The sequence below is a fragment of the Gynurincola endophyticus genome (assembly GCF_003991195.1).
GTDB lineage: Bacteria > Bacteroidota > Bacteroidia > Chitinophagales > Chitinophagaceae > Gynurincola > Gynurincola endophyticus.
The window spans coordinates 208563-232780 of sequence record NZ_RCWL01000007.1 but is presented as its reverse complement, the minus strand read 5'-3'; the positions used below and the strand labels follow the sequence as shown (position 1 = coordinate 232780).

The window sequence follows — 24218 nt, the reverse complement described above, 5'->3', positions numbered from 1 at the left end:
ATTGTATGTTTATTTTTTTCTGAGGGTTCCTGGAAACTACCTACAGTTTCTGAAGTCACTGAACTTGAGAGTTTTACTTTGTCTTCCTGATAGCTACTATCTATATTATACTTCACTTCTCCCTTCATCTCAATAATTTGTAGTACATTCACGCCGCAATTGGTTCTTAACCGTGCTTTCAGCATGTTAGGATTAATAGGGAATCAGGTGAAAATCCTGAACAGACGCGCTACTGTAAGTTCTATCCCAACACTTTGCATCTTCTTGCCACTGTCTCAATAAGTTGAGATGGGAAGGCCAACCAAAGTGAGAATAAGTCAGGAGACCTGCCAATGCAGATAAATTTTAAAGCTTTCGCGGAAGGGGCTTTGAATACAACGTGGACTGAATTTATTTCAGCATCTATTTGTTTTCGTATATCATCCGGTAAGCTGTCAGAAGAAATCAAAACTGATGGATATCTCACTAGCGTTAAAGACGTTATGGACGACGTTTTTAGTATTTATTAGTATAGGGTTGTATGCCCAGGATCCTGTGCGTACAGACACTTCAGGTATTAAAACATTACCCGGTGTAACGGTTGTTACAACCGGATATAAAGAAGTGATTCCTTCACAAAAGCTTTCAGGCAATACCTTAAAAAGTTTAAACAGTTTTTCGGTAGCTGATGCCATCCGCTATTTCGCCGGTGTTCAGGTAAAAGATTACGGAGGTATCGGAGGCCTTAAAACCGTTGATATGCGCAGTATGGGAACTAATCACATGGGTGTGTTCTACGACGGTATTCAGTTAGGAAATGCACAAAACGGACAAATAGACCTTGGTAAATTTTCTATGGATAATCTTGAATCCATTTCTATTTACAACGGACAAAAAAGTGAAATATTTCAGCCGGCCCGAGATTATGGTTCGTCTGGCACTATTTATCTGCGAAGCAGAAAACCTGTTTTTGATTCTTTAAAAACCTCCAACATCAAAGGTGTTTTCAAAACCGGATCTTTTGATTTGATTAATCCATCATTACTATTCGAACAAAGAATTACTGAAAATACGAGCTATTCTATCAGCAGCGAAGTTGTCAGATCTTCAGGGCGCTACCCTTTCCGTTATAAAAGAGTTTTTCCCGACTCAAAGGAGGTGGCCTGGGATACAACAGCCATCAGAGATAACGGCGATATCAATGCAGTACGAATAGAAAGCGGCTTATATGGAAACATCAAAGGTGGATTCTGGAGCGCCAAAGCTTATTTCTATGATTCAGAAAGAGGAATACCGGGCGCTATTGTAAATAATGTATGGAAACATGCACAGCGACAGTGGGATAAAAATTTCTTCGTACAAGGATCTTTTCAAAAAAATTTACTGCCTGCTTATGACATTCAGATCAATGCAAAGTATGCTAACGATTATATGCGTTATCTGAATCCGGATACCACCTTGATGTATATCAACAACAAGTTTTATCAACAGGAATGGTATGGCTCTGTAGCAAACAAATATAGTTTATCGAAAAAAATAGATTTCAATCTCTCAACAGACTTTCAATATAATACGCTGAGTTCAAACATGGCGGGTTTCATGGTTCCTAAAAGATTAACCTCATTGGTTGCCTTAGCCGGAGCAGCAGACTTAGGAAAGATAAAAATGCAGGCGAGTGTATTAGGTACATTCGTGAATGAACGTGTAAGTACAGGAAGTGTTTCTACCAACGATGCATTCGAATATATTGCTCCACCAAAAAGTGAAGTTACGCCGGCATTTTTCTTCTCTTATAAACCGTTTTCAAAAGCAGATTTCAACATCAGAGCTTTTTATAAGAACATTTTCCGGATGCCCACTTTTAATGATTTATATTACTCTGACGTAGGAAACATTAACCTCGAACCGGAATACACACACCAGTATAATGTTGGTTTTTCTTATCAAAAGAACCGTACAGGTTCTGTTTGGAGTGAATGGAAAATACAATCTGATTTTTACTTTAACCAGGTTACCAATAAAATAGTTGCCGTTCCGAAAGGAAGTGGTATGTATCGTTGGATGATGATGAATATCGGAAATGTGGAAATCAAAGGTATGGATATTGTCACCGATCACGTATTTGCTTTTTCATCTGATCTGTTGCTGAACCTTCGACTTGCTTATACCTATCAGCAGGCACAGGATTTTACAAAACGCAGAAATCCGGAACTACAAAAAGTTACTTATGGAGGACAGATCCCATATATCCCCTGGCATAGCGGTTCAATCATTTCAAGCATACAATACCGGTCATTGCGTTTCAACTACAGTTTTATTTATGTAGGTGAACGTTACCATAATTCAGCCAATATACCGGAAAATTATGAACAACCCTGGTATACCAGTGATGTTTCCGTTTCAAAAGAGATTCAACTCAAAAAATTCCGTTTTAAAATTTCGGGAGAGTTGAACAATGTTTTTAGCCAGGATTATGAAGTAGTGATGAACTATCCGATGCCGAAAAGAAATTACAAAATCATTTTATCTGTTGAACTATGAGAAAATATTTTTTATTCTTCATAGTGCCGTCATTATTGGCTTTGCTGATAACTTCCTGCCGGAAAGATGTAGAAGTTTTTGTTAACGAAGATATTTCTCTGGAGTCCCCTTCCGATGACGGCTTCTTTGGCTTCTATCTGTTAAATGAGGGAAATATGGGAAGCAATAAAAGCACATTGGATTATTTCAATTATGCTACCGGTACTTTTCAAAGAAATATTTATGCAATTACTAATCCAACTGTTCCAAAAGAATTGGGCGACGTAGGAAATGACCTCGCCATTTATGGCAGCAGGCTCTATGCTGTCATAAACGCTTCCAATAAGGTAGAAGTAATGGAGGCGAAAACAGCACGAAGAATCGGTCAGATTGAAATTCCCAACTGCCGCTATATAAAATTTCATAACGGATTTGCTTATATCACTTCTTATGCCGGCCCTATTAAAATTAACCCAAACTATACACAGAAAGGATATGTAGCTAAAGTAGACACGGTAACATTAACAATTGTTGATCAGTGTATCGTCGGTTTTCAACCGGATGAACTGGAAATATCAAACGGAAAAATATATGTAGCCAATTCAGGTGGTTATATGGGGGCGGGAAATACGGAAAATTATGAAAGAACTGTTTCTGTAATTGACCTAGCTTCTTTTAAAGAAGAAAAGCGTATTGATGTTGCTTACAACCTGCATCACATAAAAGCTGATCAACGCGGAAATTTATGGGTCACCTCAAGAGGAGATTATAAACAACTTCCTTCAAGACTTTATTTTATTGACAAAGACCAACAGAAAGTTACAGACACACTACCGCTTGCTGTGAGTAATTTTTTTCTGGACGGCGATTCACTTTATACCTACAGCACTGAATGGAGTTATGTTACTTACTCGAATATTATCACCTATGGTATTGTGAATACATTAACCCGTGAAATCGTTAGCCGCTCATTTATTACAGACGGTACCGATAAAGAAATTGAAATTCCGTATGGAATTCTGGTACATCCTGTTACCAAAGACATTTATGTTACCGATGCAGGTAATTATGTATCTCCGGGAATGTTATACTGTTTTAATAAAAACGGAAAAAAGAAATGGAGTGTACGAACAGGTGATATTCCGGCTCACTTTGCCCTAATACCATACTAAAACAAAACATCCTTCAACAACTCAGAATACAAAACATATGAAAAAAAGCATTTTGCTGCAACTGCTGACTGTTCTACTCTTCTTTTCTTCCGCTTGCAGAAAAGAACAATACCTGGCTCCGAATATTTCAGGAGTCGGAGATGATAAAATCATTTTAAACATTGGAGATAAGATGGTTCTTGCACCCAGCATCACCAATCTGAAAGGGAATAGTTATACCTGGCTGATAAACGGAAAAGAAAGTGCATCCGATCAGATTCATTATACTTTTGAAGCCAAACAGCCGGGTGATTTTGAAGTCACTTTTAAAGTCACCAACAAAGGGGGTACTGACCAGCAGTCTTTCAAAATTTTCGTAGAAGATCCGATTCTGATTTCAATAGCTGATCACCTGCAGGTATCAATGTCGAATGTACTTGAAATTACTCCTGTCATTACCGGTCCTGACCGTGATGATTATCAATATGAATGGTTAGTTGAAGATTCAGTGATCGGAAAAAAACTTAACCATAGTTTTATTTCACCTCTTCCGGGAACTTATGAACTCACACTCCGCGCAACTGCCGGCAAACAAACTGCCACCGCTTCGCGTATGATCACTGTAAAAGAAGAGCAGTACGTTAAAAATGCCTATACATTATTAGAATATGCGCCGTCACCTGCAACGAATCATAACTGGTCTATTATAGGATATGCAGAATCATGGAAGTATGGAGGAGAATACGCCCTTCCTTACAATGATTTTTTAGTGAAAGCTGCCGAAGTAAGAAAAGAAGACTTTACAGCGGCCCTGGTAATCGGCTCATGGGGCGGATCAGCTACTTTTAAATTTGACCACACCGTTGCCAACGTACCCGGTAAAACAGACATTGAGCTTTCTGCTACTTACTCTAACCGTGACTTACCGGCCGTTTTTGTGGCATATGACCGTAACAAAAACGGTATTGCCGACGAAGACGAATGGTATGAAATTAAAAACGGTGATTTCGGATTAGAAGATATGCCGGAATATGAAATGACGTTCACTCACATTAAAACGGAAACAGACGACAGAAGGATATACACTCACTTCACCTGGAAAGATAACCAGGAAGAACCGGCACAAGGTGAAGTAAACATCAATAAAACTTTCACAAGTGCTCAGACCACCGCCGGTGTAATTTCTACCAGAGGATTATTCCCCGGTATTAACATGATTGATTTTAGTACTAAAGAAATCGCCTTATTACAAGGATGGTCAAACTCTTTTTCACGCAAAGGAAAAAGAATCACCAGAAATCTCTCCGGAGCGCCCGCTTTTTCTCAAAAGTTGAATATTGATATTGGTTTGGCAGTGAATGAAAAAGGAGAAAGTATTCAATTACCGGGGATCGATTTTATAAAAATTCAAAAGGTAATCTATCCTTTTCACCAGGATCTGAGTACCGGAGGAATACTAACAGACTACAACATGGATGAGAAACGAATGTTACACGTTTCTTCAATAATTGATAAGCACCTCCCCAATTAAACGAAAAGCCGGGTAAACGAATTTAACTAACCAAAAAATCAGACTAATGAAAAGAACACTTTTTAGTAAAACGCTAATGGTCGCTGTCATTTGTCTTCTTGCGGCAGCTTCATGTTCCCGACAAAATGATTTGTTGTCAGATCCGTATTCACAGATGGATATGTTGAAAGACGGACAATCAGCTAACAAAATGTTAGCCACCTACACCATCACTTTTGAAGGTATAGGACGTAGTTATATGGCTGATACAACTTCGTATGCAGACAATGCTTATGCTGCTTACGGCGGTACACAAATTCTACCCTACGTTCATTCTCCAAGCAACCTGAGATTCGCCATCAAAGGTGCCGGCAGTGGTCCCGCTTATAATTATTGGGATGGAGGTTTTATTATTTCAGACTGGAATTACAAATCAAACATTCCCGGAGAAACCGGAGACTGGTGGTATTCTTATCTTAACCAGGCCAGCGTTTATTCAGGTACTGACGGAGCAAAAAACGGTGGTTACGATAGCAGCAATAATTTTGCTGTGATGTTTGGCTACGTAGATGATTACAATTCATTTTATGCTACACGTCCGACCCTCAACTTTACTTCAGGAAGCGGAGTGGTAGAAAGCATGTATGTATGTCTTTCTTCCTATACCTACGGAGTAATTGAGTATGGTAATACATTCGGCCCATTGGGTGTAGCAACTCCACTCAAAAATATCGACAACGGTAAAGGATATTTAAAACTGCTGGCTTATGGCTTCAACGGCAGCACCCCTACAAACGGTGGTGATCCTGTTGAAATAGACCTTGCCAGATATTTTAATTATTTACCTGTAGTGGCGCCTTTAACCACATGGACTCTTTTCGACTTGTCAGACTTAGGTACAGTGACACGCATTGAGTTCAATTTTGAAGGTAACGATACCGGCGACTACGGTCTCAATACACCGGCTTACGTATGTATTGATAACGTTACGGTAACCCTGTAGGGTATTATCAATTTCGTACCCGGCTTTTCTTATTTCACAGCTATTCACCAATAATAGCACTAATTAATTTGATAACATGAACAACAGATATCACCTTCTCACTTACTTAACCGGTATTATATTTTTAATTGCCAGCTGTAAAAAAGATGCGGAGCAACCCGATGCTGCACCAGTTATTTCAGGACTGGAAACTGAATATTATGTATTGGTACGGGAAGCATTAGTGTTTAATCCTACCATTGAAAATAAGGTAGACTCTCTTGTTTGGATCATTAACGGCCAAAGAGTAGCCAATGCTTTACAATACACATTTCAGGCACCGGCCGACCCCGGAAATTACAGCATGATCATTATGGCCTATAATGCCGGTAATATTTTTCAAAAAGTGGTACAAATCACAACAGGCCGATACGTTAACTGGTCAACTACCACAAATACTATTTTAACGATCGAAGCCTCAGATAAATTTACCAACAATACAGATTTACATTGGGAAGTATTATCCGCTCCATCTGAACTTTACAGGCTTTCCGCAAGCAATAGCCAGGCTGCATTTGCGGCTGTTGATCGTGGTACTTATCAGGTAAAAGTATCTTCCGGTAACCTGGTGGATACCTTATTGATCACTGTCAGAAGACCAGACCATCTGCAATCTCCTTATATAGCAAAAGTTTTTGATTACCTGCCGGCGCCGGGTCAGTTTGTGAACGAACTACCTAAATATACGGCAGGCGATACCTACGAAACAATGATTGCCAAAGTGAGTAAAGAACTCGTAGGTGAAGATGCCAATATGATCACCTTAGGTGGTTGGGGAGGTTATGTGGTAGTAGGATTCGATCACACAATTGTAAATGTACCGGGCAGACGTGATTTTCGTATTCAGGGAAATGCCTTCGGAGCCAATGCCAACCCACGTCCGAACGCACCTTTTGGAGGCAGTTGTGAGCCGGGTGTGGTAATGGTTGCTTACGACAAAAACAAAAACGGTCAGCCCGATGAAGATGAATGGTATGAAATAAAAGGAAGCGGTAACTTTTCTGCTGAAAACGAACTCTGGTATAGTGTTGCTGTAGATAAGAACAACGACGTGCGTACCTTTCGTGATTATGAAATGATTTATCATCGCCCTGTAACAGAAATACCTGTCGGCGATCCGCAAAACCATATCAGTATCAGTAATTATATCCGCTGGACCGATAACCAGGGTCAGGAAGGATACAAGATCAAAAACACCTTCCATTCACAAAGCTATTATCCGGCATGGATAAAAGATGATAAAATTACTTACAAAGGAATTCGTTTGGCCGCTAATGGCGTGGAAGAAAGCGGACAAGGAACTTATTTCGTGCTCTATGCATTCAGATATGGTTATGTAGATAATTATCCGAATGCACACGATAATTCAGGCATTGACATCGACTGGGCAATTGATAAAAACGGTAACAAAGTAAATCTTCCGGGAATTGACTTTGTAAAAGTGTATAATGGAATCGATCAGGAAAACGGTTGGTTAGGAGAATCTTCTACAGAAGTCAGCCGTGGCGAAAATCTCCACTTATTAGGAACAAAAATAGAAACAATCAATCCTTAATCAATATTAAATAGCTTCATTGGCAACCAATAACAAAGTGAAGCATTCATTTGAAATAGTAATTCAATCAGTACTACAGTTATGAAAAAAAGTGTTTTAGTAATTGGGGCGTTTATTGTCCTTGCAGCAGTATCCTGCTCAAAAAAAGATACCATTGAACCCGCCGGGCCTGAAGTAGAAATCTTTAATGAACTTGCGCAGAATAGTATCATGCAGGAAGATACTTTAGTATTCAAAGTAAAAGCAACACCGGGCAGCAGTTTTACCTGGGCTGTAAATGGTAAAGATGCGGGCGCTACAGACAGCATTTTTAAATTTGTTTCAAAGAATGTGGGTGAATATACGATTGCCGTAACAGCACTTTTGAATGATCAAAAAGCATCTTCAGAAGCCACCATAACCGTATATGGAAAATACAAGTATGGTACTTTTATACTGAATGAAGGCAATATGACATCAGAGAACGGAAGTTTAGTTTTCATAAGCCCTAAAGGAGTTATTACCGACAGTGTTTATTTTAAAGTAAACGGAACAGAGCTGGGAAACGTTACGCAGGACTTATTTATCCGTAACAACAAAATGTATATCATCGCGCAGAACGGCAATACTAATGCGGTGGGAGAAACATTCAGCAATGACGGTATGCTGGTAGTGGCAAATGCAGAAACATTACAAAAAGAAGCATCCTATAATGCTGAACTGACAACACTTAGCTGGCCTACCCATATAGCTGTACTCAATGACGAAAATGTGATTATCCGTGATAACAAAGGCTTGTATCGATTTAATACGATTACAAAAAACCTGACTTTTATTAAGGGATCCGGTAGCGCAGAGAAGCTGACAATGGCCGTTTCAAATAACAAGATATTTGCTGCTGCCGGTAAAAAAGTTTATGTGATAGAAGCCAATAAAGACACACTCACTTATGCTTTGGAGATGGAAGCAACTGTGAGTGGTGTAGTAAAAGCAAGTGATGGCAATATATGGGTTTCTACAACCGGAGCTCCACATAAAATTTCTAAAATCAACCAAAGTGATTATAGCGTCGTTCAGACTAACTCTATTAGTGCAGGCAGTGTAAGTTCGGGTTGGGGAGCTACGCCAGGTATTACTGCAAAAGGCGACACCCTGTATTTTAGCGGTGCAGGTACTAATATTTACAGACATATATTCACAACCGGAGCCACAGAATTTATGCTAGATGCAAAAACAAAAGTTCAGGATGCTAATATTGTTTATAATAATATAACAGTTCATCCGCTAACGGGGGAGGTTTATATGAATACAATAAAAGGTTACGGAACCAATTATCTGATTAACAACCTGAGTGTATTTAATTTTGATGAAGAAGCCAAATTAAGTGCTAATTATCAGAATCACACCAGCTTTCCTGCGGGGATTTTCTTTACATATAGTTTTGAGTAATTTCAATATAAGTACTTATAATAAAGGTTGCCGAAAAGCAGCCTTTATTTTTTTATAAATAAAAAAACTTCCCTCCTATTTATAAAAAAGTTCTAAATAATATTTACGAGTTCAATATATTCTTAATAATTGTCACCACTCACATCAACCCAGGTACCCACAAATTCTTTTGATAATTTCTTATTCAATGCAATTGTTACGGGGTTTTCTGACACTATCTCAATTATCAGCGGTTCATTACCTAATAGGTTGTCATGTTCCAGAATATACATTTCTCCATCTTCTATAATTTTATACTGGGTGCGTGTTTCCAAATTGTTATTAACCATAAGCGTGGTATCTCCTACAAACCTGTAGTAAATACCTTCATCCGTTGATCTAAAAGTTTTATTTCTTATCAATTCTATTATCCTGGATAAACTCATATTTTTAAAATTTAAGTATTTACATAAATTATTAATTTAGTTCTGTATAAGAAAGTCAGGCAGATTTATTGTTACTTCATTAAACTTCTTCTCGTTTAATTTTCAATACTGGTATATTTACTTAGAACTATAGGAATAACATATTTCAACAATATTTCAAAAGGAAGTTTGCCTCTCCAGTTTCCATAATTGCTGCCTGTAAAAACAACCGTCAGATCATACGCCGGCAGGTACATCATATATTGGCCGCCATTTCCTGAAGCAAAGAGCACTTCAGTATCAATGTTTTTATATCTGAACCGTTCTTTATACCAGAAGAATCCATAACGTGCGCTTTCATATTCCGCATCCGGTATTCTCGTATATCGTGCAAAGGAGAAATCAATTACGATCTTACAATCGGTGGATTGTTCAACCCATTTCCTGCTCACCACCTGTTTTCCTTTCCAATTACCTTTATTCTTCACCAGATTAATGATCTTTAGCATATCCTCTGGCCGCATATAAAAAGAACCGGCTGTCATGCCCTGGCCTTTCGGAGAGATCGTCCATTTATAATCAGTGATTCCCAATGGCTGAAAAAGATTTTTTTTTGCAAAGTCCATCACGCTCATTCCGCTAGCACGTGCTATTATTTCTCCCACGAGCATGGGTTCATTCGAATTGTACGACCAATTTACGCCTGGTTTTCTGATCAGGTCAACTCCTAAACAGAAAGCCACCCAATCGTCAGTTTCAACCATTGCATCTTCACATACAGGACCAATATCATAAAATTCTTCACAAGCCAGTCCGGATCGCATTTCTAACAAATTCCGTACTGTGATACGTCGTTTGCCTTCGTGTTTTAACTCAGGAAAAAAACGCCCCAGTGTATCATTCAGTGAAATCAATTGTTGATCCACTGCAATTCCGGCCAGAAGGCTGGTGATTGATTTGAAAGAAGAGCGGGTATCGTGTGTTGTATTCTTTTTAAATCCGTTGAAATATTCTTCCAGAATAATTTTATCAGCTTGCTGCACTAAAATACCATCAATTCTGGGATAGGTTTTATCCGCAATTTTTGATCTCAGCTCTTTTATCAGGAATGATTCAACGACCTGTGCCTGACAGCCGGTAATAAAGAATGTTGTTATGCACAAAAGTATGGTTCTGATTAATTGCATGTTACCAATATACACAATAATATTATCGATGCAAGAGTGATAGCTTCTTTCAGGCCTCTTTAGAAAAATTTATTCGTTTCTAGAAAATTTCATTCAACGTTGACATACTTATATCTAATTCATCTTATCCGGGTGAGCAGGTATACGCATAACCGGAAGCGTATTATCAGACGATTTTTTAAAATTTCTCTTACAGCCTTATATGCTTATAATCAGAAGAGATGATATCCGCATCGACAAGATCTATCATCTTATATCTGAACCCACCATACTTTAAAATGTTTCTCAATAAACTTATTTTACCGGCTATATCCATTTGAATTTAATCCCGAAGGTGGCCAACACTTACTGATCATATGCTCCATAACCTCTAATCCCGAAGGGATTAAACATTTATAAAAGATCATCAAATAGATACTCTTCTTTATAGTCAATCTGATACTCTTTCAGAACACTCTTATACTCCTGTTTGAATGATTCTTTTTGATGGTGTTCTTTTTGATTTTTTATATAACGGATTACATTATTTAAAGCAGAATGGCTGTAAGAAAACGCTCCATACCCCTGTTGTCATTGAAATTTACCTTTTGCAAAACCTTGCTCTTTAATATAAGAATCAGATGATTTTTTGATTTCTCTAACAAGGTCACACAAACAGCAATTTGGTTTCATTCCAATTAAAAAATGAATATGATCAGGCATACCATTAATTGCTAACATCTTCTGCCCTTTGTTGCTGACAATACCCGTAATATATTTATATAATTCATTTTCTCATGTGGCATGTATTAATGCCTTTCTGTTTTTAACTGCAAAAACCACCTGAATATAAATTTGTGAAAATGTTCCTGCCATGTTTTTATTTTATACGTCTATAAATGTTGGACCTCTTCGAGGTCCGGGGAGAGGAGTAATTACTGATTTATTATTATACGTAAATCAGCATAGGATTAGATGAACTTGCAGTAAAAAGATTATCCGGACAATGGGCTATGTTTTAATGAATCAGGGATATCCGGGCTGCAGAAAAATAATAAAACAAAAAGCCCCAAGCGTTTAGCTTGGGGCTTTTGCGGACCGGACGGGACTCGAACCCGCGACCTCCGCCGTGACAGGGCGGCATTCTAACCAACTGAACTACCGATCCAATATGAGTCTTTCGACCCTGAACCGTCAACACTATTACCGTGTTTTGGGATTGCAAAGATAGAGAAAAAATGATTCCTACCAAATAATCTTCAATATTTTTTTCGCTAAGTATTGATTTTCTAATAGATGTAAAAGTTGAAAGTTATTACTACTTTTACCGCCCGAAAATAAGAAGCACTGATTTTTCAAGTTTTTTGGGTAAAAAACCCCGTGATCCTTATTTTTACAAACTTATTCATTTTATTGACTATGCCGCAAGATAAAAACCGTCAATTCCTTGAGTTTGAAAAACCTATTAAAGACCTTTTCGAACATATTGAGGAATTTAAGACCAAGGCCGAGAAAAGCAAGGTGGATCTTTCTGACACCATCCGGGAACTGGAGCAAAGAGTGATTGAAACCCGTCGTGATATTACGTTAAACCTGACCCCTTGGCAAAAAGTACAATTAAGCAGACATCCTGATCGTCCTTATACACTCAAGTACATTGAGAAAATGACCACAGATTTTGTGGAACTGTACGGAGACCGTAATGTAAAGGATGATAAAGCAATGGTGGGAGGTTTCGCTAATTTAGACGGAATGTCTGTGATGTTTATCGGCCAGCAAAAAGGGATCAACACCAAGGCCCGTCAAATGAGAAACTTCGGGATGGCCAATCCGGAAGGCTATAGAAAAGCACTTCGTTTGATGAAACTTGCCGAAAAGTTCAACAAACCGATCGTTACACTTATTGATACGCCGGGCGCTTATCCTGGTCTGGAAGCAGAAGAACGCGGACAAGGCGAAGCCATCGCCCGTAACATTTATGAAATGATGCGCTTAAAGGTTCCTGTAATTTGTGTAATCATCGGTGAAGGTGCTTCAGGTGGCGCATTAGGAATCGGCGTTGGAGACAGAGTATTCATGTTACAAAATGCATGGTACACCGTTATTTCTCCCGAAAACTGCTCTTCTATCCTTTGGAGAAGCTGGGCTCAGAAAGAAATTGCTGCCGAGCAATTAAAACTGACTTCCGACTATATGAAAGATTTCGGGCTGATCGATGAAGTGGTTCCAGAACCGCTGGGCGGCGCACACTGGGATTACCAGGAAGCTGCTGATAACCTGAAATCATACCTGATAAAAACACTCAGAGATTTACAACAAATCCCTGCCGACCAAAGAGTCGGGCAAAGAATCGAAAAGTACAACAAAATGGGATTCTGGGACGAAGTAAACGCTTAACATATTCTAACCCCGACATTTACTCTGTCGGGGTTATTTTTGTACGTTTCTACTCATTCGTCCTCTTTTTGCAAGATTCTGCATCCACCCCCACTCAAAAAATATTTTTCTTTTTTTTTGGTTGCAAAAAAAATGATAATTAATTTCGTCGCATGACAATGATAAAGAAATACAACAAGGTATCTAAGAAGCGTTCCATATTGCAGGAAGGTTAAGAACTTTGTATGTGTTTCCAAATCACATAAACTTATTGAGACCTTCCCAGTGTGGAAGGTCTTTTTTTTATTTCACCATACTAAATTAAAAAAACAAATGTCGCTCAGACAAACGCTTAGAGGAACAGGTGTAGCACTGGTAACACCATTTGATTCAACCGGAAATATTGATTACCCGGCATTGGATCAATTAATTCAGGAAGTTATTTCTAATGGAGTAGAATACGTAGTAACGCTCGGAACTACCGGCGAAACCCCTACTCTTTCTAAACAGGAAAAGAGCGATATCATTCTATTTACCTATAAAGCCGTGAATCATCGCGTACCCGTTGTTGTAGGAGTAGGCGGATTTAATACCCAAGCGGTTATTGAAGAATTAAATTCATTACCACTTGACCAGGCTACAGCAATTTTAAGCGCAAGCCCTTACTATAACAAACCATCACAGGAAGGAATTTATCAACACTATGCAGCGATTGCTGATGCTTCTCCTAAACCGGTTTTATTATACAACGTACCCGGAAGAACAGGAAGAAACATGACAGCTGCTACCACCTTACGTCTGGCTAACCACGCCAATATCGCCGGTATCAAAGAAGCCAGTGATAATATGATGCAGGCGCTCGCTATCCTGAAAGACCGTGCCGATGATTTTCTGGTTGTAAGCGGCGATGACGGACTCTGCTTACCTCAAATTCTATGTGGTATGGATGGAGTCATTACCGTTGCAGGCAATGCTTTTCCTAAACAATTCAGCGATATGGTTCGGGCTGCCCTTGAAGGAAATGCAACACAGGCATTACAGTTAAACAATCCACTTTTAGAAGCTTACGATTTGATGTTTGAAGAAAATAATCCGGCAGGTATCAAAGCATTCTTATTCGAGCAGGGAATTTTGCAAAATGAATTAAGATTGCCGATGGTTCCTTTAAGCGAAGGTGTGCATCAAAGAATTAAAGCTTACCTGGAAGTGCATCAACCGGCATAAAAGAAGATGGTGAAATAGATCCGTATAACTGTTCATTCAATAGTACGGTTATACGGTTTTTCTACCGTTTGACACTGAATGATTACTAAGGAAAAAGAGAAAAGGGTATTGTTATTTTACAGAAAACACAGCTCCTTCACGAGCAATTTCCGTTTGTTCAAATACTTCCCGCGCTTCTGCTTCAAATGGTTCCAGCTCTGTATATTTAGAACTGAAATGCCCGATAATTAATTTACCGACATTTGCTTTCAAAGCAATTTGTGCCGCTTCGTGTGTGGTAGAATGAAATCTTGAACGGGCTCTTTCCGATAAATCTTTCAGATAAGTGGTTTCATGATACAGAATATCCACTCCCTGAATATGTTGAATTAACTCTTCGTCATATAATGTATCAGCAGTATAGGCATATGATTTTGGAGCCGTACCGGGAAAAGTTACTGTTTCATTTTTGATCACCTCACCTGATTTGGTCGTATAATCTTCTCCCATTACCAACTTACTGTAATAGGCAGCCGGAATTCCTTTTGCAATGGCTGCTTCCGGATTTAATTTCCGCGGTGCTTTCACTTCTTCGAAACAAAATCCCCAACAGGGAATTCTATGTTTGGTAGGAAAACATTTTACGATAAATTTTTCTGTTCTTAACAACTCACCGGCATGTTCAATCGCATGAAAGTGTAACGGAAATGGTAAGATGGTATTTCCCGCTTCGAGAATAAGATCCAGAATCGGCTTTAAAGTGGCCGGAGCGTAAATATGTAAAGGTGTTTCGCGTTGAAACAAGCCCATTGAATTAATGAGACCCGGTAAACCGAAATAGTGGTCACCGTGAAGATGAGAAATAAAAATATAGTTGATCTTACTCCAACGGATTTTATACCTGGTTAGTTGAACCTGTGTGTTTTCACCGCAGTCAATTAAAATTTGCTGTTCACCAATATTCAATACCTGCGCCGTCGGATGACGATCGTGTGTGGGTATAGCACTATTATTTCCTAAAATCGTGATAGACAGCATATTCAAATAAAATCAGGCTATAATATTAAGACATTTTTCGAACTTATTCTTTGTAAACGTTAAACAAAGCTGTGAATTGTATCGGCGATGCCGGAATAATACGATTTTCCGAATAAGTTTAAATGCATTAACAATGGATAAAGATTTGCTATTTCCCATTGTTCACGATAATTAGGTGCTACGTCCGCTTCACTGGTATAAACATCATAAAATCTTGAATCAACTCCTCCGAACAGCTGTGTCAGGCCTAAATCTGCCGCAGCATGCCCATAATGAATAGCAGGGTCAATCAGCACCGGATCTCCTTTCAGGTCAAAAAGGATGTTCCCATGCCATAGATCGCCGTGAACGAGCTGTGGTTGCGTGTGAGGATAGATATCAGGCAAACGGTTGAACAGCCGCTGTAAACCTAACAAGTCTTTTTTCTCTAACAAATCCTGGTCATACCCGATTTTCATCTGAGGCACTAACCGGCATTCAATAAAAAAATTCGACCACGTACTCATCTGCTGATTACGCTGTTCCATATTACCCATATAATTATCTTCGAACCAACCGAAATTCGGGAACGTACAATTGTGTAAGCCCGCCAGCTGAAGGGCCAGCTTTTCCCAACTCAGCCCGGTGGGCGTTGTCGTATCTATCCACTCCATCAAAAAAATCTGATGAGTTTCCGTATATAACACATCAATTATTGCAGGTACCCGGATTTTTTTTGTCATGGAAATATACTCCAGCCCTTTCGCTTCTTTTCTGAAAAGATCAGGCAAAGTATCCCGGTCATTTATTTTACAAAAAAACCTATCCTTTCCATATTGTATTCCGTACGCATCGTTAATCGAACCTCCTCTTACCGGTATTACCTGAAACGGATAATAATGTTTTGTATACATACATAGATACTGCGATATCGTATGTTGTAATGCACTGTTCATATATTTTCTATATCCAAGAGAATGCCAATTAATAAAAAAGTGGCCCCCAACTTTGTCAGAGGCCACTTTTTTAATCTCTCTATCTATAAAATATACGATATTTTTCCATTCTGCTCAATCACCTGAATAAACTGTTAATTTTCAACTCATAACACTTTACCTGTTAAGCTAATAACAATTTACATTCTTCTAACAAAACAGATTTTTTTATCGCTGCCGTGCCTACTTCCTCACAAACTAATCCTCCGGCGATATTAGCCATTTTAGCCATCAACAACTCATTTCTGGTGGTAGCATATACTAATGATGCTACTGCAATCACTGTATCTCCGGCACCTGATACATCTGCAATGTTTCTGATATGCGAAGGAATCAGGGCACTTTTATCAGGGCATTGATAGAACACGCCTTTTTCTGAAAGTGTGATAAACGAAATCTGATGATTCAATTTATCTCTTAACTGTTCATGTACCGTTTCCATCGATGGTAAATCAATTTTGTCAAGTGCAATATTCAAGCCTTCCTTCACCTCTTTCAGATTCGGTTTGAAAATGGTTACATCCTGATAACTGAAGAAGTTTTTCTTTTTAGGATCCACAGCAGTCAGTACATCATATTTTTTGCACAATGAAATGGTTGACTCAATCACTTTCTGTGTTAGTACTCCTTTATTATAATCTTCAAAAATCAGAACGTGCGGTTGAACGGTCTGCAGATATTGTTCTATTTTTTCGAGAAACAATAACTCAAGTTCGGCAGAAAGATCATTCGTTATTTCGGTATCAAGGCGCATCATCTGCTGATTTCTGCTGATCACTCTCATTTTATTGGTCGTGAGTCTGTTTTCATCTTTCAATGAAAAAGAAGTATCAATATGATTGTCGTCGAACAACTTTGCTAATGTCTTAGCATCATCATCATTACCGGTAACAGTTATCATGTTTACCTGTGCGCCTAATGCCGCCAGGTTCAAAGCAACGTTTCCGGCACCACCGATTCTGAATTCTCTTCCTGTAATAGCTACAATAGGCACGGGCGCTTCCGGTGAAATTCTTTCAACATTTCCCCAGCAATAGGTATCTAACATCACATCACCCACCACACCAACTTTGATGGAGGTAAACTGTTCAAATAATTGATCTAGTTCGAAGCCTTTCATTTTAAGAATTACTTTTCTTTTTGTTTGCTAACACACCATAATAGATCGGAATTCCTAATAACATAATTCCTAGTCCCCAAATGGTATATTTTGTTTTAAAGATCAAAAGTAAGACACAAAAACTAATTCCCATCAAGATATAAATAGCAGGTAATACCGGATAACCGAATGCTTTATACGGGCGATGCATATCCGGGCGTTTTTTACGAAGAATAAAGATACCTATGATCGTTAAAACGTAGAATACGACTACCACAAATGAAATCATATCAAGTAAATTACCGTAACTACCGCTTAAGCATAATATAGACGCTACCACACACTGTACCCAAAGGCTCCAGGCCGGTACTGTATTTTTATTTAATTCGCCGGCTTTTCTGAAGAATAAACCATCTTTCGCCATGGTATAATATACTCTTGATCCGGCAAGAATCAATCCGTTATTACAACCGAAAGTGGCTACCATAATTAACACGGCGATAAAGTATTTTCCAAAATCACCACCAAACATTCGTTCCGCAGCGGCCATCGCCAGGCGATCATCCTGTGGATAAGCAATTTCATTAAACGGTACTACGTAGATATACATTAAATTGGCAGCGATATAAATAATGGTGACCATTAAAGTTCCGAGAAATAATGCCAACCCGATATTTCGCTGAGGGTTTTTGATTTCACCTGCAATGAAAGTCACATTATTCCAGGCATCTGAGCTGAATAACGAACCTGTCATCGCTGCAGCAATTGCACCCACCAGTGTAATACCTGCAATTTCTGTCCAGTCAGTCGGAATTTTTCCCGCTCCACCCACGCCTAAGTCCTGACGGGCAGCAAATCCTAATTGCCAGTTTTCAGACCAGAAACTGGTTTCTACAAGAAAGTAACCAAGTATTGTTAAGCCGAAGAGGGCAACTAATTTAGAAACAGTAAAGGTTGATTGGATTATTTTTCCTTCTTTCACCCCTTTTGTATTGATAAAAGTTAGCAATACGATCGAGCTGATGGCAAAAACCTGTGCAGCTGATATATTCAGTTTTCCTACACTAAAGAGGATATTAGATTCGGAGAGGGAGGGGAAAATATAAGCGGAGTAACGGGCAAAGGCAACACCTACTGCTGCGATTGTGGCTGTTTGAATAACGGAGAAAAAGCTCCAGCCATATAAAAAGCCCATTAACGGATTATATGATTCTCTAAGATAAACATACTGGCCACCTGCTTTAGGGAACATTCCGCTCAGCTCACCATAGCTTACTGCGGCTACAATCGTCATTATACCGGTAATCAGCCAAACCAGTAAAAGCAGTCCCGGAGAACCTACATTACGGCCTATATCGGCACTTACGATAAATATACCGGAGCCAATCATCGAACCTGCTACAATCATGGTAGCATCAAATAAACCTAACTGGGGTTTAAATGTTTTTGAATTATCATTCATATGGATGTAAAAAAGGGTGTTAAGCCTTGAAGATACATATTTTTTGAAGAGAACAAAACAGTGTCAGGATAAGCGGAATAAAAAAACAGGCGGGCTTCTGACACATTAAAAATAGATTGATTGTGTTGATTTTATAAGTTGCAACACTACTCTGAAATTGTTTTCAAGATGCAATGGAGGGTTGGAGGCAGCGCATAAAAAAAACAGTCCTCAACACTTGTTGAGGACTGTTTTAATTGAGTATCTTAAAATTATTTTTTCGGTTTAGCCGGATACTTCGTGTTCAAACCTTTAACCAAATCGCTGGTGATATCGTAAACGCTATCTTTATAATAAACGATGTAGCCTGGTTCGTATGAAATGATGTAAGCGAATTTTTTGTCTTTATTATATTCCGCTAAATACGCTTCAATCTGTGTACGAAGTTCTTTCATAATTTCAACCTGCTCGCCTTGTAATTTTTCCATTAACTGAGACTCGCGGGTTCTGTAGCTTTGATCCATCTGAGCTACTTCTCTTTGGGCAGCTTCGCCCTCAGCGTAGGTCATGGTGTTCGCTTTATCCTGCAATTGTTTAATACGGCGTTGATAACGGTTTTTCAGATCCTGTAACTCGTTAGCAGCAACAGTTTCTTTGTCTTTCATTTCTTCTAAAGAAGATTTGTAATACTCATAATGAGCTTGTAAAGAATCTATATCAAAATGAGCAATTCTGAAACCGGCACCATCTCCCTCCACTACACTTGCTACTTTATTTAACTCTTGTTTATTGGTAAAATGTAATACTAATAACACAATTCCTAACGCTAATGCGATCGTTGCTATAATTGTAGAGATATTTTTCATGCAGAGCGAAAACTAATATGTTAAAAAAAAATATATTTTAATGATTCAAATGAAAAAGTAGGAAGGGCTACTTCCTACTTTTCTTTTCGCGGATAAGCGAAATATTATTCATCGTCATCGAAGCTCATTGCTTCGCGAGTGGTTTGTAATAATTCGTATTCTTCTTTACTACCTACAACCATATTCTCAAAATCTCTCAAACCTGTACCTGCAGGAATTGGGTGACCGGTAATAACGTTTTCTTTCAATCCGAGCATATCATCAGATTTACCCATGATAGCAGCTGAAGATAATACTTTAGTAGTTTCCTGGAACGATGCAGCTGAGATCCAGCTTTGCGTACCTAAAGATGCTTTGGTAATACCCAATAATACCGGTTGAGAGGTAGCAGGATTGGCATCTCTGAATTCTACTAATGCTTTATCAGAACGGCGTAATACGGAGTTTTCTTCACGAATTTCGCGCACGCTTACGATCTGACCGGCACGAAGTTTAGTACTTTCTCCGGCTTCAGTAATCACTTTCTTGTCGAAGATCCAATCGTTCTCTTCGTTAAAGTCGAAACGATCTACTAAATCTTCTTCTAAGAAACGTGTATCACCCGGATCAACGATCTCCACTTTTTTCATCATCTGACGAACGATTACTTCAATGTGTTTATCGTTAATTTTTACCCCTTGCAAGCGGTAAACCTCTTGAATTTCATTTACTACATACTCCTGAACGGCGAATGCACCTTTAATTGATAAGATATCGCTTGGAGCAATCTGGCCATCAGATAACGGAGCACCGGCTTTGATAAAGTCACCGTCTTGTACGAGGATCTGGCGGGTAAGAGGAACTAAATATTTCTTCACTACGCCGTCTTTAGCCTCAACGATGATTTCTCTGTTACCGCGTTTAATGCTACCGAAGGCAACAACACCATCGATTTCACAAACCACGGCCGGGTTACCCGGGTTACGAGCTTCAAACAACTCGGTAACTCTTGGAAGACCCCCGGTAATATCTCGTTGGATACGAAGGTTACGAGGAATTTTTACTAATACCTGACCGGCTTTAACTTCGTCAGTTTCATCAACTGCGATGTGTGAACCTACCGGTAAGTTGTAAATTTTCACTTCTTTACCTTCTACCAACATTGTTGGAATTTTGTTTTTATCTTTTGTTTCGATAACCACTTTTTCGCGGTGACCGGTTTGTTCGTCGGCCTCTTCACGGTAAGTGATACCATCGATTACGTTTTCGAAACGGATAGAACCAGGAATCTCAGCGATGATTACGTTGTTAAACGGATCCCATGTACAGATCACATCTCCTTTCTTCACTTCCTGACCGTCTTTTACGATCAAAGTAGAACCGTAAGGAATGTTGATTACGTTTAACAAGCGATCATTTTTCAGATCCATATTTCTGATCTCACCTGTACGACCGATTACCACCTGGATTTTTTCACCTTCGTTGTTTTCAGCAGTTACAGTACGCAGACCGTCGAATTGTAATGTACCATCGAATTTAGCGTAGAGAGCTGATTCTACTGAAGCAGAACCGGCCACACCACCCACGTGGAAGGTACGAAGTGTTAACTGAGTACCAGGCTCACCGATTGATTGTGCAGCGATAATACCTACTGCATCCCCTTTCTGTGTTAAGTAACCTGATGCTAAGTTTTTACCGTAACATTTCACACACACACCGCGTTTGCTTTCGCAGGTTAATACCGAACGAATTTCAACGGTTTCAATACCTGCGTTTTCGATTTCTTTACCGAGATCTTCGGTGATTAATCCGCCGGCAGCGATGATTAATTCTTCAGTGTGCGGATGATATACATCATGTAATGAGGTACGTCCGATGATACGATCATATAATGGTTCAACGATGTCTTCGTTGTCTTTTAATGCACTGGTTGCAATACCACGTAAGGTTCCACAATCTTCTTCTGTGATTACCACGTCTTGTGCCACGTCTACTAAACGACGGGTTAAGTAACCCGCATCGGCTGTTTTTAACGCGGTATCCGCAAGACCTTTACGGGCACCGTGGGTAGAGATGAAGTAATCCAATACGTTCAGCCCACCTTTAAAGTTCGATAAGATCGGATTTTCAACGATCTCAGAACCTGTAGATCCTGATTTTCTTGGTTTAGCCATCAGACCTCTGATACCACAAAGCTGTTTGATCTGCTGTTTAGAACCACGCGCTCCAGAGTCAAGCATCATATAAACAGAGTTAAACCCTTGCTTATCTGTACTCAATTCACGGATCAGCGTTTCAGTGATTCTGGTATCGACTCTCGACCAGATATCAACGATCTGATTATAACGCTCGTTGTTGGTAATAAGACCCATGTTATAGTTGTCCCATACCTCAGCAACTTCACCTTTCGCGTTTTCCAGTACTGATTCTTTAATAGAAGGAATGATCAGGTCATTAATAGAGAATGACAAACCTCCTTTGAACGCTGTACGGAAACCTAATTGTTTAATATCATCGAGGAACTTCGCTGTTTTTGGAATATTGGTGATATTGATGATATCTCCAATGATTTCACGCAAGTTCTTTTTAGTCATTAATGCGTTGATGAAACCAACTTCTTTAGGTACGAACTGATTGAACAGGATACGACCTACAGTAGTTTCGATCAATTTATATTCTAATTCACCTTTGCTGTTACGAACATCTACTTTCACTTTAATGAAAGCGTGTAAGTCTACACGTTTTTCATTGTACGCGATAATTACTTCTTCTGCAGAGTAGAAGGCTTTACCCTCACCGCGAAGCGTTTCTTTATCGTCGGTACGTTTACCTTTAGTGATGTAGTACAGGCCCAAGACCATGTCCTGAGAAGGAAGGGTCATCGGAGCACCGTTTTGCGGGTTAAGAATGTTGTGAGAAGACAACATTAATAACTGAGCTTCCAATACAGCAGCGTTACTTAACGGAACGTGTACCGCCATCTGGTCACCATCAAAGTCGGCGTTGAACGCAGAACACACTAACGGGTGTAACTGGATCGCTTTACCTTCAATTAATTTAGGTTGGAATGCCTGAATAGATAAACGGTGAAGTGTCGGGGCACGGTTTAACATTACCGGGTGACCTTTCAGCACGTTCTCCAGGATATCCCAAACAACTGCTTCTTTTTTATCTACCAGCTTACGAGCCGATTTTACAGTTTTAACGATACCTCTTTCAATCAGTTTACGGATGATGAACGGTTTGAACAATTCCGCAGCCATATCTTTAGGTAAACCACACTCGTGTAACTTCAATTCAGGACCTACCACGATTACAGAACGACCGGAGTAGTCAACACGTTTACCTAATAAGTTTTGACGGAAACGACCTTGTTTACCTTTCAATACATCAGAAAGAGATTTCAACGCTCTGCCACCTTCCGCTTTAACAGCATTTGATTTACGGCTATTGTCGAACAGAGAATCAACAGCTTCCTGTAACATACGTTTTTCGTTACGTAAGATTACTTCAGGAGCTTTGATTTCTAATAAACGTTTCAAACGGTTATTACGGATAATTACACGGCGGTATAAGTCGTTTAAGTCAGAAGACGCAAAACGGCCACCGTCTAAAGGTACAAGCGGACGTAATTCAGGTGGAATTACAGGAATATATTGCATTACCATCCACTCAGGGCGGTTAGTAATACGTAAGTTAGCATCACGGAAAGATTCTACTACACTTAAACGTTTTAAAGCATCTGCTTTACGTTGTTGTGAAGTTTCAGTTGCCGCTGCATTTCTTAAATCAAATGATAATTGGTCTAACTCAATTCTTCCTAACATGTCATGAACCGCTTCAGCACCCATTTTAGCAATGAATTTCTGAGGGTCTTCGTCAGGTAAGAACTGGTTATCTTTCGGAAGTGTTTCTAATAAATCAAGATATTCTTCTTCAGTTAAAAGATCTCCCATTTTCAAACCTTTATCCTCACGGATACCGGCCTGAATAACCACGAAACGCTCATAATAAATGATCGTTTCTAATTTTTTAGAACTAACACCTAATAAGTAACCGATTTTGTTAGGTAAGCTCTTGAAATACCAGATATGTACAACAGGAACCACTAATTTGATGTGCCCCATGCGCTCACGACGTACTTTTTTCTCAGTAACTTCTACACCGCAACGGTCACAAACGATTCCCTTATAACGAATTCTTTTATATTTTCCACAAGCACATTCATAGTCTTTAACCGGACCAAAAATACGCTCACAGAACAAACCGTCTCTTTCAGGTTTGTAAGTACGATAGTTAATCGTTTCAGGTTTTAATACCTCGCCATAGCTACGTTCTAAAATAGAGTCTGGTGATGCCAAACCGATTGTAATTTTAGAAAAGGTCGCTCTAGGACGATTCTCTTTTTTAATAGCCATATTCTAGATGAGCTTTTATGCTTTTATCTCCTCACCCAACTTTGTTGGGAATCGGGGACTGAATATTTG

The 24218-nt window shown here is 39.1% G+C and carries 16 protein-coding genes, 1 tRNA gene, 1 pseudogene and 1 riboswitch; of the genes and pseudogenes, 8 read left to right on the top strand and 10 right to left on the bottom strand.

The genetic code is table 11. The annotated features are described in order from the left end of the window. Positions 1–143 precede the first annotated feature (143 nt). Positions 144–348, top strand: a riboswitch (cobalamin riboswitch). A 105-nt stretch (positions 349–453) separates the two neighbouring features. The 6 genes from D9O48_RS14025 to D9O48_RS14000 all read left to right on the top strand — a co-directional run bounded on the left by D9O48_RS14025 (position 454) and on the right by D9O48_RS14000 (position 9185). Next, a complete protein-coding gene (locus D9O48_RS14025; RefSeq protein ID WP_126973602.1) occupies positions 454–2520 on the top strand; it encodes a TonB-dependent receptor plug domain-containing protein in 2067 nt (688 codons plus the stop codon). After that, positions 2517–3671: a YncE family protein gene (locus D9O48_RS14020; RefSeq protein ID WP_126973601.1), complete on the top strand. Its 1155-nt coding sequence runs from the start codon at positions 2517–2519 to the stop codon at positions 3669–3671. Before D9O48_RS14025 ends, D9O48_RS14020 begins: the two co-directional genes overlap by 4 nt. Positions 3672–3708: 37 nt before the next feature. Further along, positions 3709–5181 (top strand): PKD-like domain-containing protein, encoded by a 1473-nt coding sequence (locus tag D9O48_RS14015; protein WP_126973600.1) that lies wholly within the window; start codon positions 3709–3711, stop codon positions 5179–5181. Positions 5182–5227: 46 nt separating this feature from the next. Beyond that, a complete protein-coding gene (locus D9O48_RS14010; RefSeq protein WP_126973599.1) occupies positions 5228–6163 on the top strand; it encodes a DUF4465 domain-containing protein in 936 nt (311 codons plus the stop codon). Positions 6164–6239: 76 nt separating this feature from the next. After that, on the top strand, positions 6240–7757 hold the full coding sequence (locus tag D9O48_RS14005) for a hypothetical protein (RefSeq protein ID WP_126973598.1): 1518 nt from the start codon (positions 6240–6242) through the stop codon (positions 7755–7757). A gap of 81 nt (positions 7758–7838) precedes the next feature. Continuing rightward, positions 7839–9185, top strand: coding sequence for a DUF5074 domain-containing protein (locus D9O48_RS14000; RefSeq protein ID WP_126973597.1), 1347 nt, complete (start codon positions 7839–7841; stop codon positions 9183–9185). 122 nt (positions 9186–9307) lie between these two features. On the opposite strand, the gene D9O48_RS13995 is transcribed toward D9O48_RS14000, so the two are convergent. The 4 genes and pseudogenes from D9O48_RS13995 to D9O48_RS13980 form a co-directional block, all read right to left on the bottom strand. Next, a complete protein-coding gene (locus D9O48_RS13995; protein ID WP_126973596.1) occupies positions 9308–9610 on the bottom strand; it encodes a hypothetical protein in 303 nt (100 codons plus the stop codon). 95 nt (positions 9611–9705) lie between these two features. Further along, entirely contained in the window at positions 9706–10776 is a 1071-nt protein-coding gene (locus tag D9O48_RS13990) for a serine hydrolase domain-containing protein (RefSeq protein WP_126973595.1), read from the bottom strand. Positions 10777–11346: 570 nt separating this feature from the next. After that, positions 11347–11535, bottom strand: a pseudogene (locus D9O48_RS18970) (transposase); the annotation flags it as partial. 314 nt (positions 11536–11849) lie between these two features. Further along, a tRNA-Asp gene (locus tag D9O48_RS13980) sits at positions 11850–11923 on the bottom strand. 251 nt (positions 11924–12174) lie between these two features. On the opposite strand from D9O48_RS13980, the gene D9O48_RS13975 reads away from it, so the two are divergent. Then, positions 12175–13152, top strand: a complete 978-nt coding sequence (locus D9O48_RS13975) for an acetyl-CoA carboxylase carboxyltransferase subunit alpha (RefSeq protein ID WP_126973594.1) — start codon at positions 12175–12177, stop codon at positions 13150–13152. 312 nt (positions 13153–13464) lie between these two features. Further along, positions 13465–14355 carry a 4-hydroxy-tetrahydrodipicolinate synthase gene (gene dapA, locus D9O48_RS13970; RefSeq protein WP_126973593.1) on the top strand — a complete coding sequence of 297 codons (891 nt, stop codon included), beginning with the start codon at positions 13465–13467 and terminating at the stop codon, positions 14353–14355. Between the two features lie 111 nt (positions 14356–14466). Here the strand turns inward: dapA and D9O48_RS13965 are convergent, their stop codons facing one another. The 6 genes from D9O48_RS13965 to rpoC form a co-directional block, all read right to left on the bottom strand. Next, complete coding sequence (locus tag D9O48_RS13965; protein WP_126973592.1) at positions 14467–15372, bottom strand: ribonuclease Z; 906 nt, start codon at positions 15370–15372, stop codon at positions 14467–14469. 59 nt (positions 15373–15431) lie between these two features. Further along, the gene (locus tag D9O48_RS13960; protein ID WP_158624900.1) at positions 15432–16265 is read right to left on the bottom strand and encodes a fructosamine kinase family protein; all 834 of its coding nucleotides are present in this window, start codon (positions 16263–16265) and stop codon (positions 15432–15434) included. 205 nt (positions 16266–16470) lie between these two features. Beyond that, a complete protein-coding gene (locus D9O48_RS13955; RefSeq protein ID WP_126973590.1) occupies positions 16471–17466 on the bottom strand; it encodes a bifunctional heptose 7-phosphate kinase/heptose 1-phosphate adenyltransferase in 996 nt (331 codons plus the stop codon). A gap of 1 nt (position 17467) precedes the next feature. After that, positions 17468–18907 (bottom strand): APC family permease, encoded by a 1440-nt coding sequence (locus tag D9O48_RS13950; RefSeq protein WP_126973589.1) that lies wholly within the window; start codon positions 18905–18907, stop codon positions 17468–17470. A 251-nt stretch (positions 18908–19158) separates the two neighbouring features. Next, entirely contained in the window at positions 19159–19752 is a 594-nt protein-coding gene (locus D9O48_RS13945) for an OmpH family outer membrane protein (RefSeq protein WP_126973588.1), read from the bottom strand. Positions 19753–19856: 104 nt separating this feature from the next. Further along, positions 19857–24149 carry a DNA-directed RNA polymerase subunit beta' gene (gene rpoC / locus D9O48_RS13940; RefSeq protein WP_126973587.1) on the bottom strand — a complete coding sequence of 1431 codons (4293 nt, stop codon included), beginning with the start codon at positions 24147–24149 and terminating at the stop codon, positions 19857–19859. Between the last annotated feature and the right edge of the window lie 69 nt (positions 24150–24218).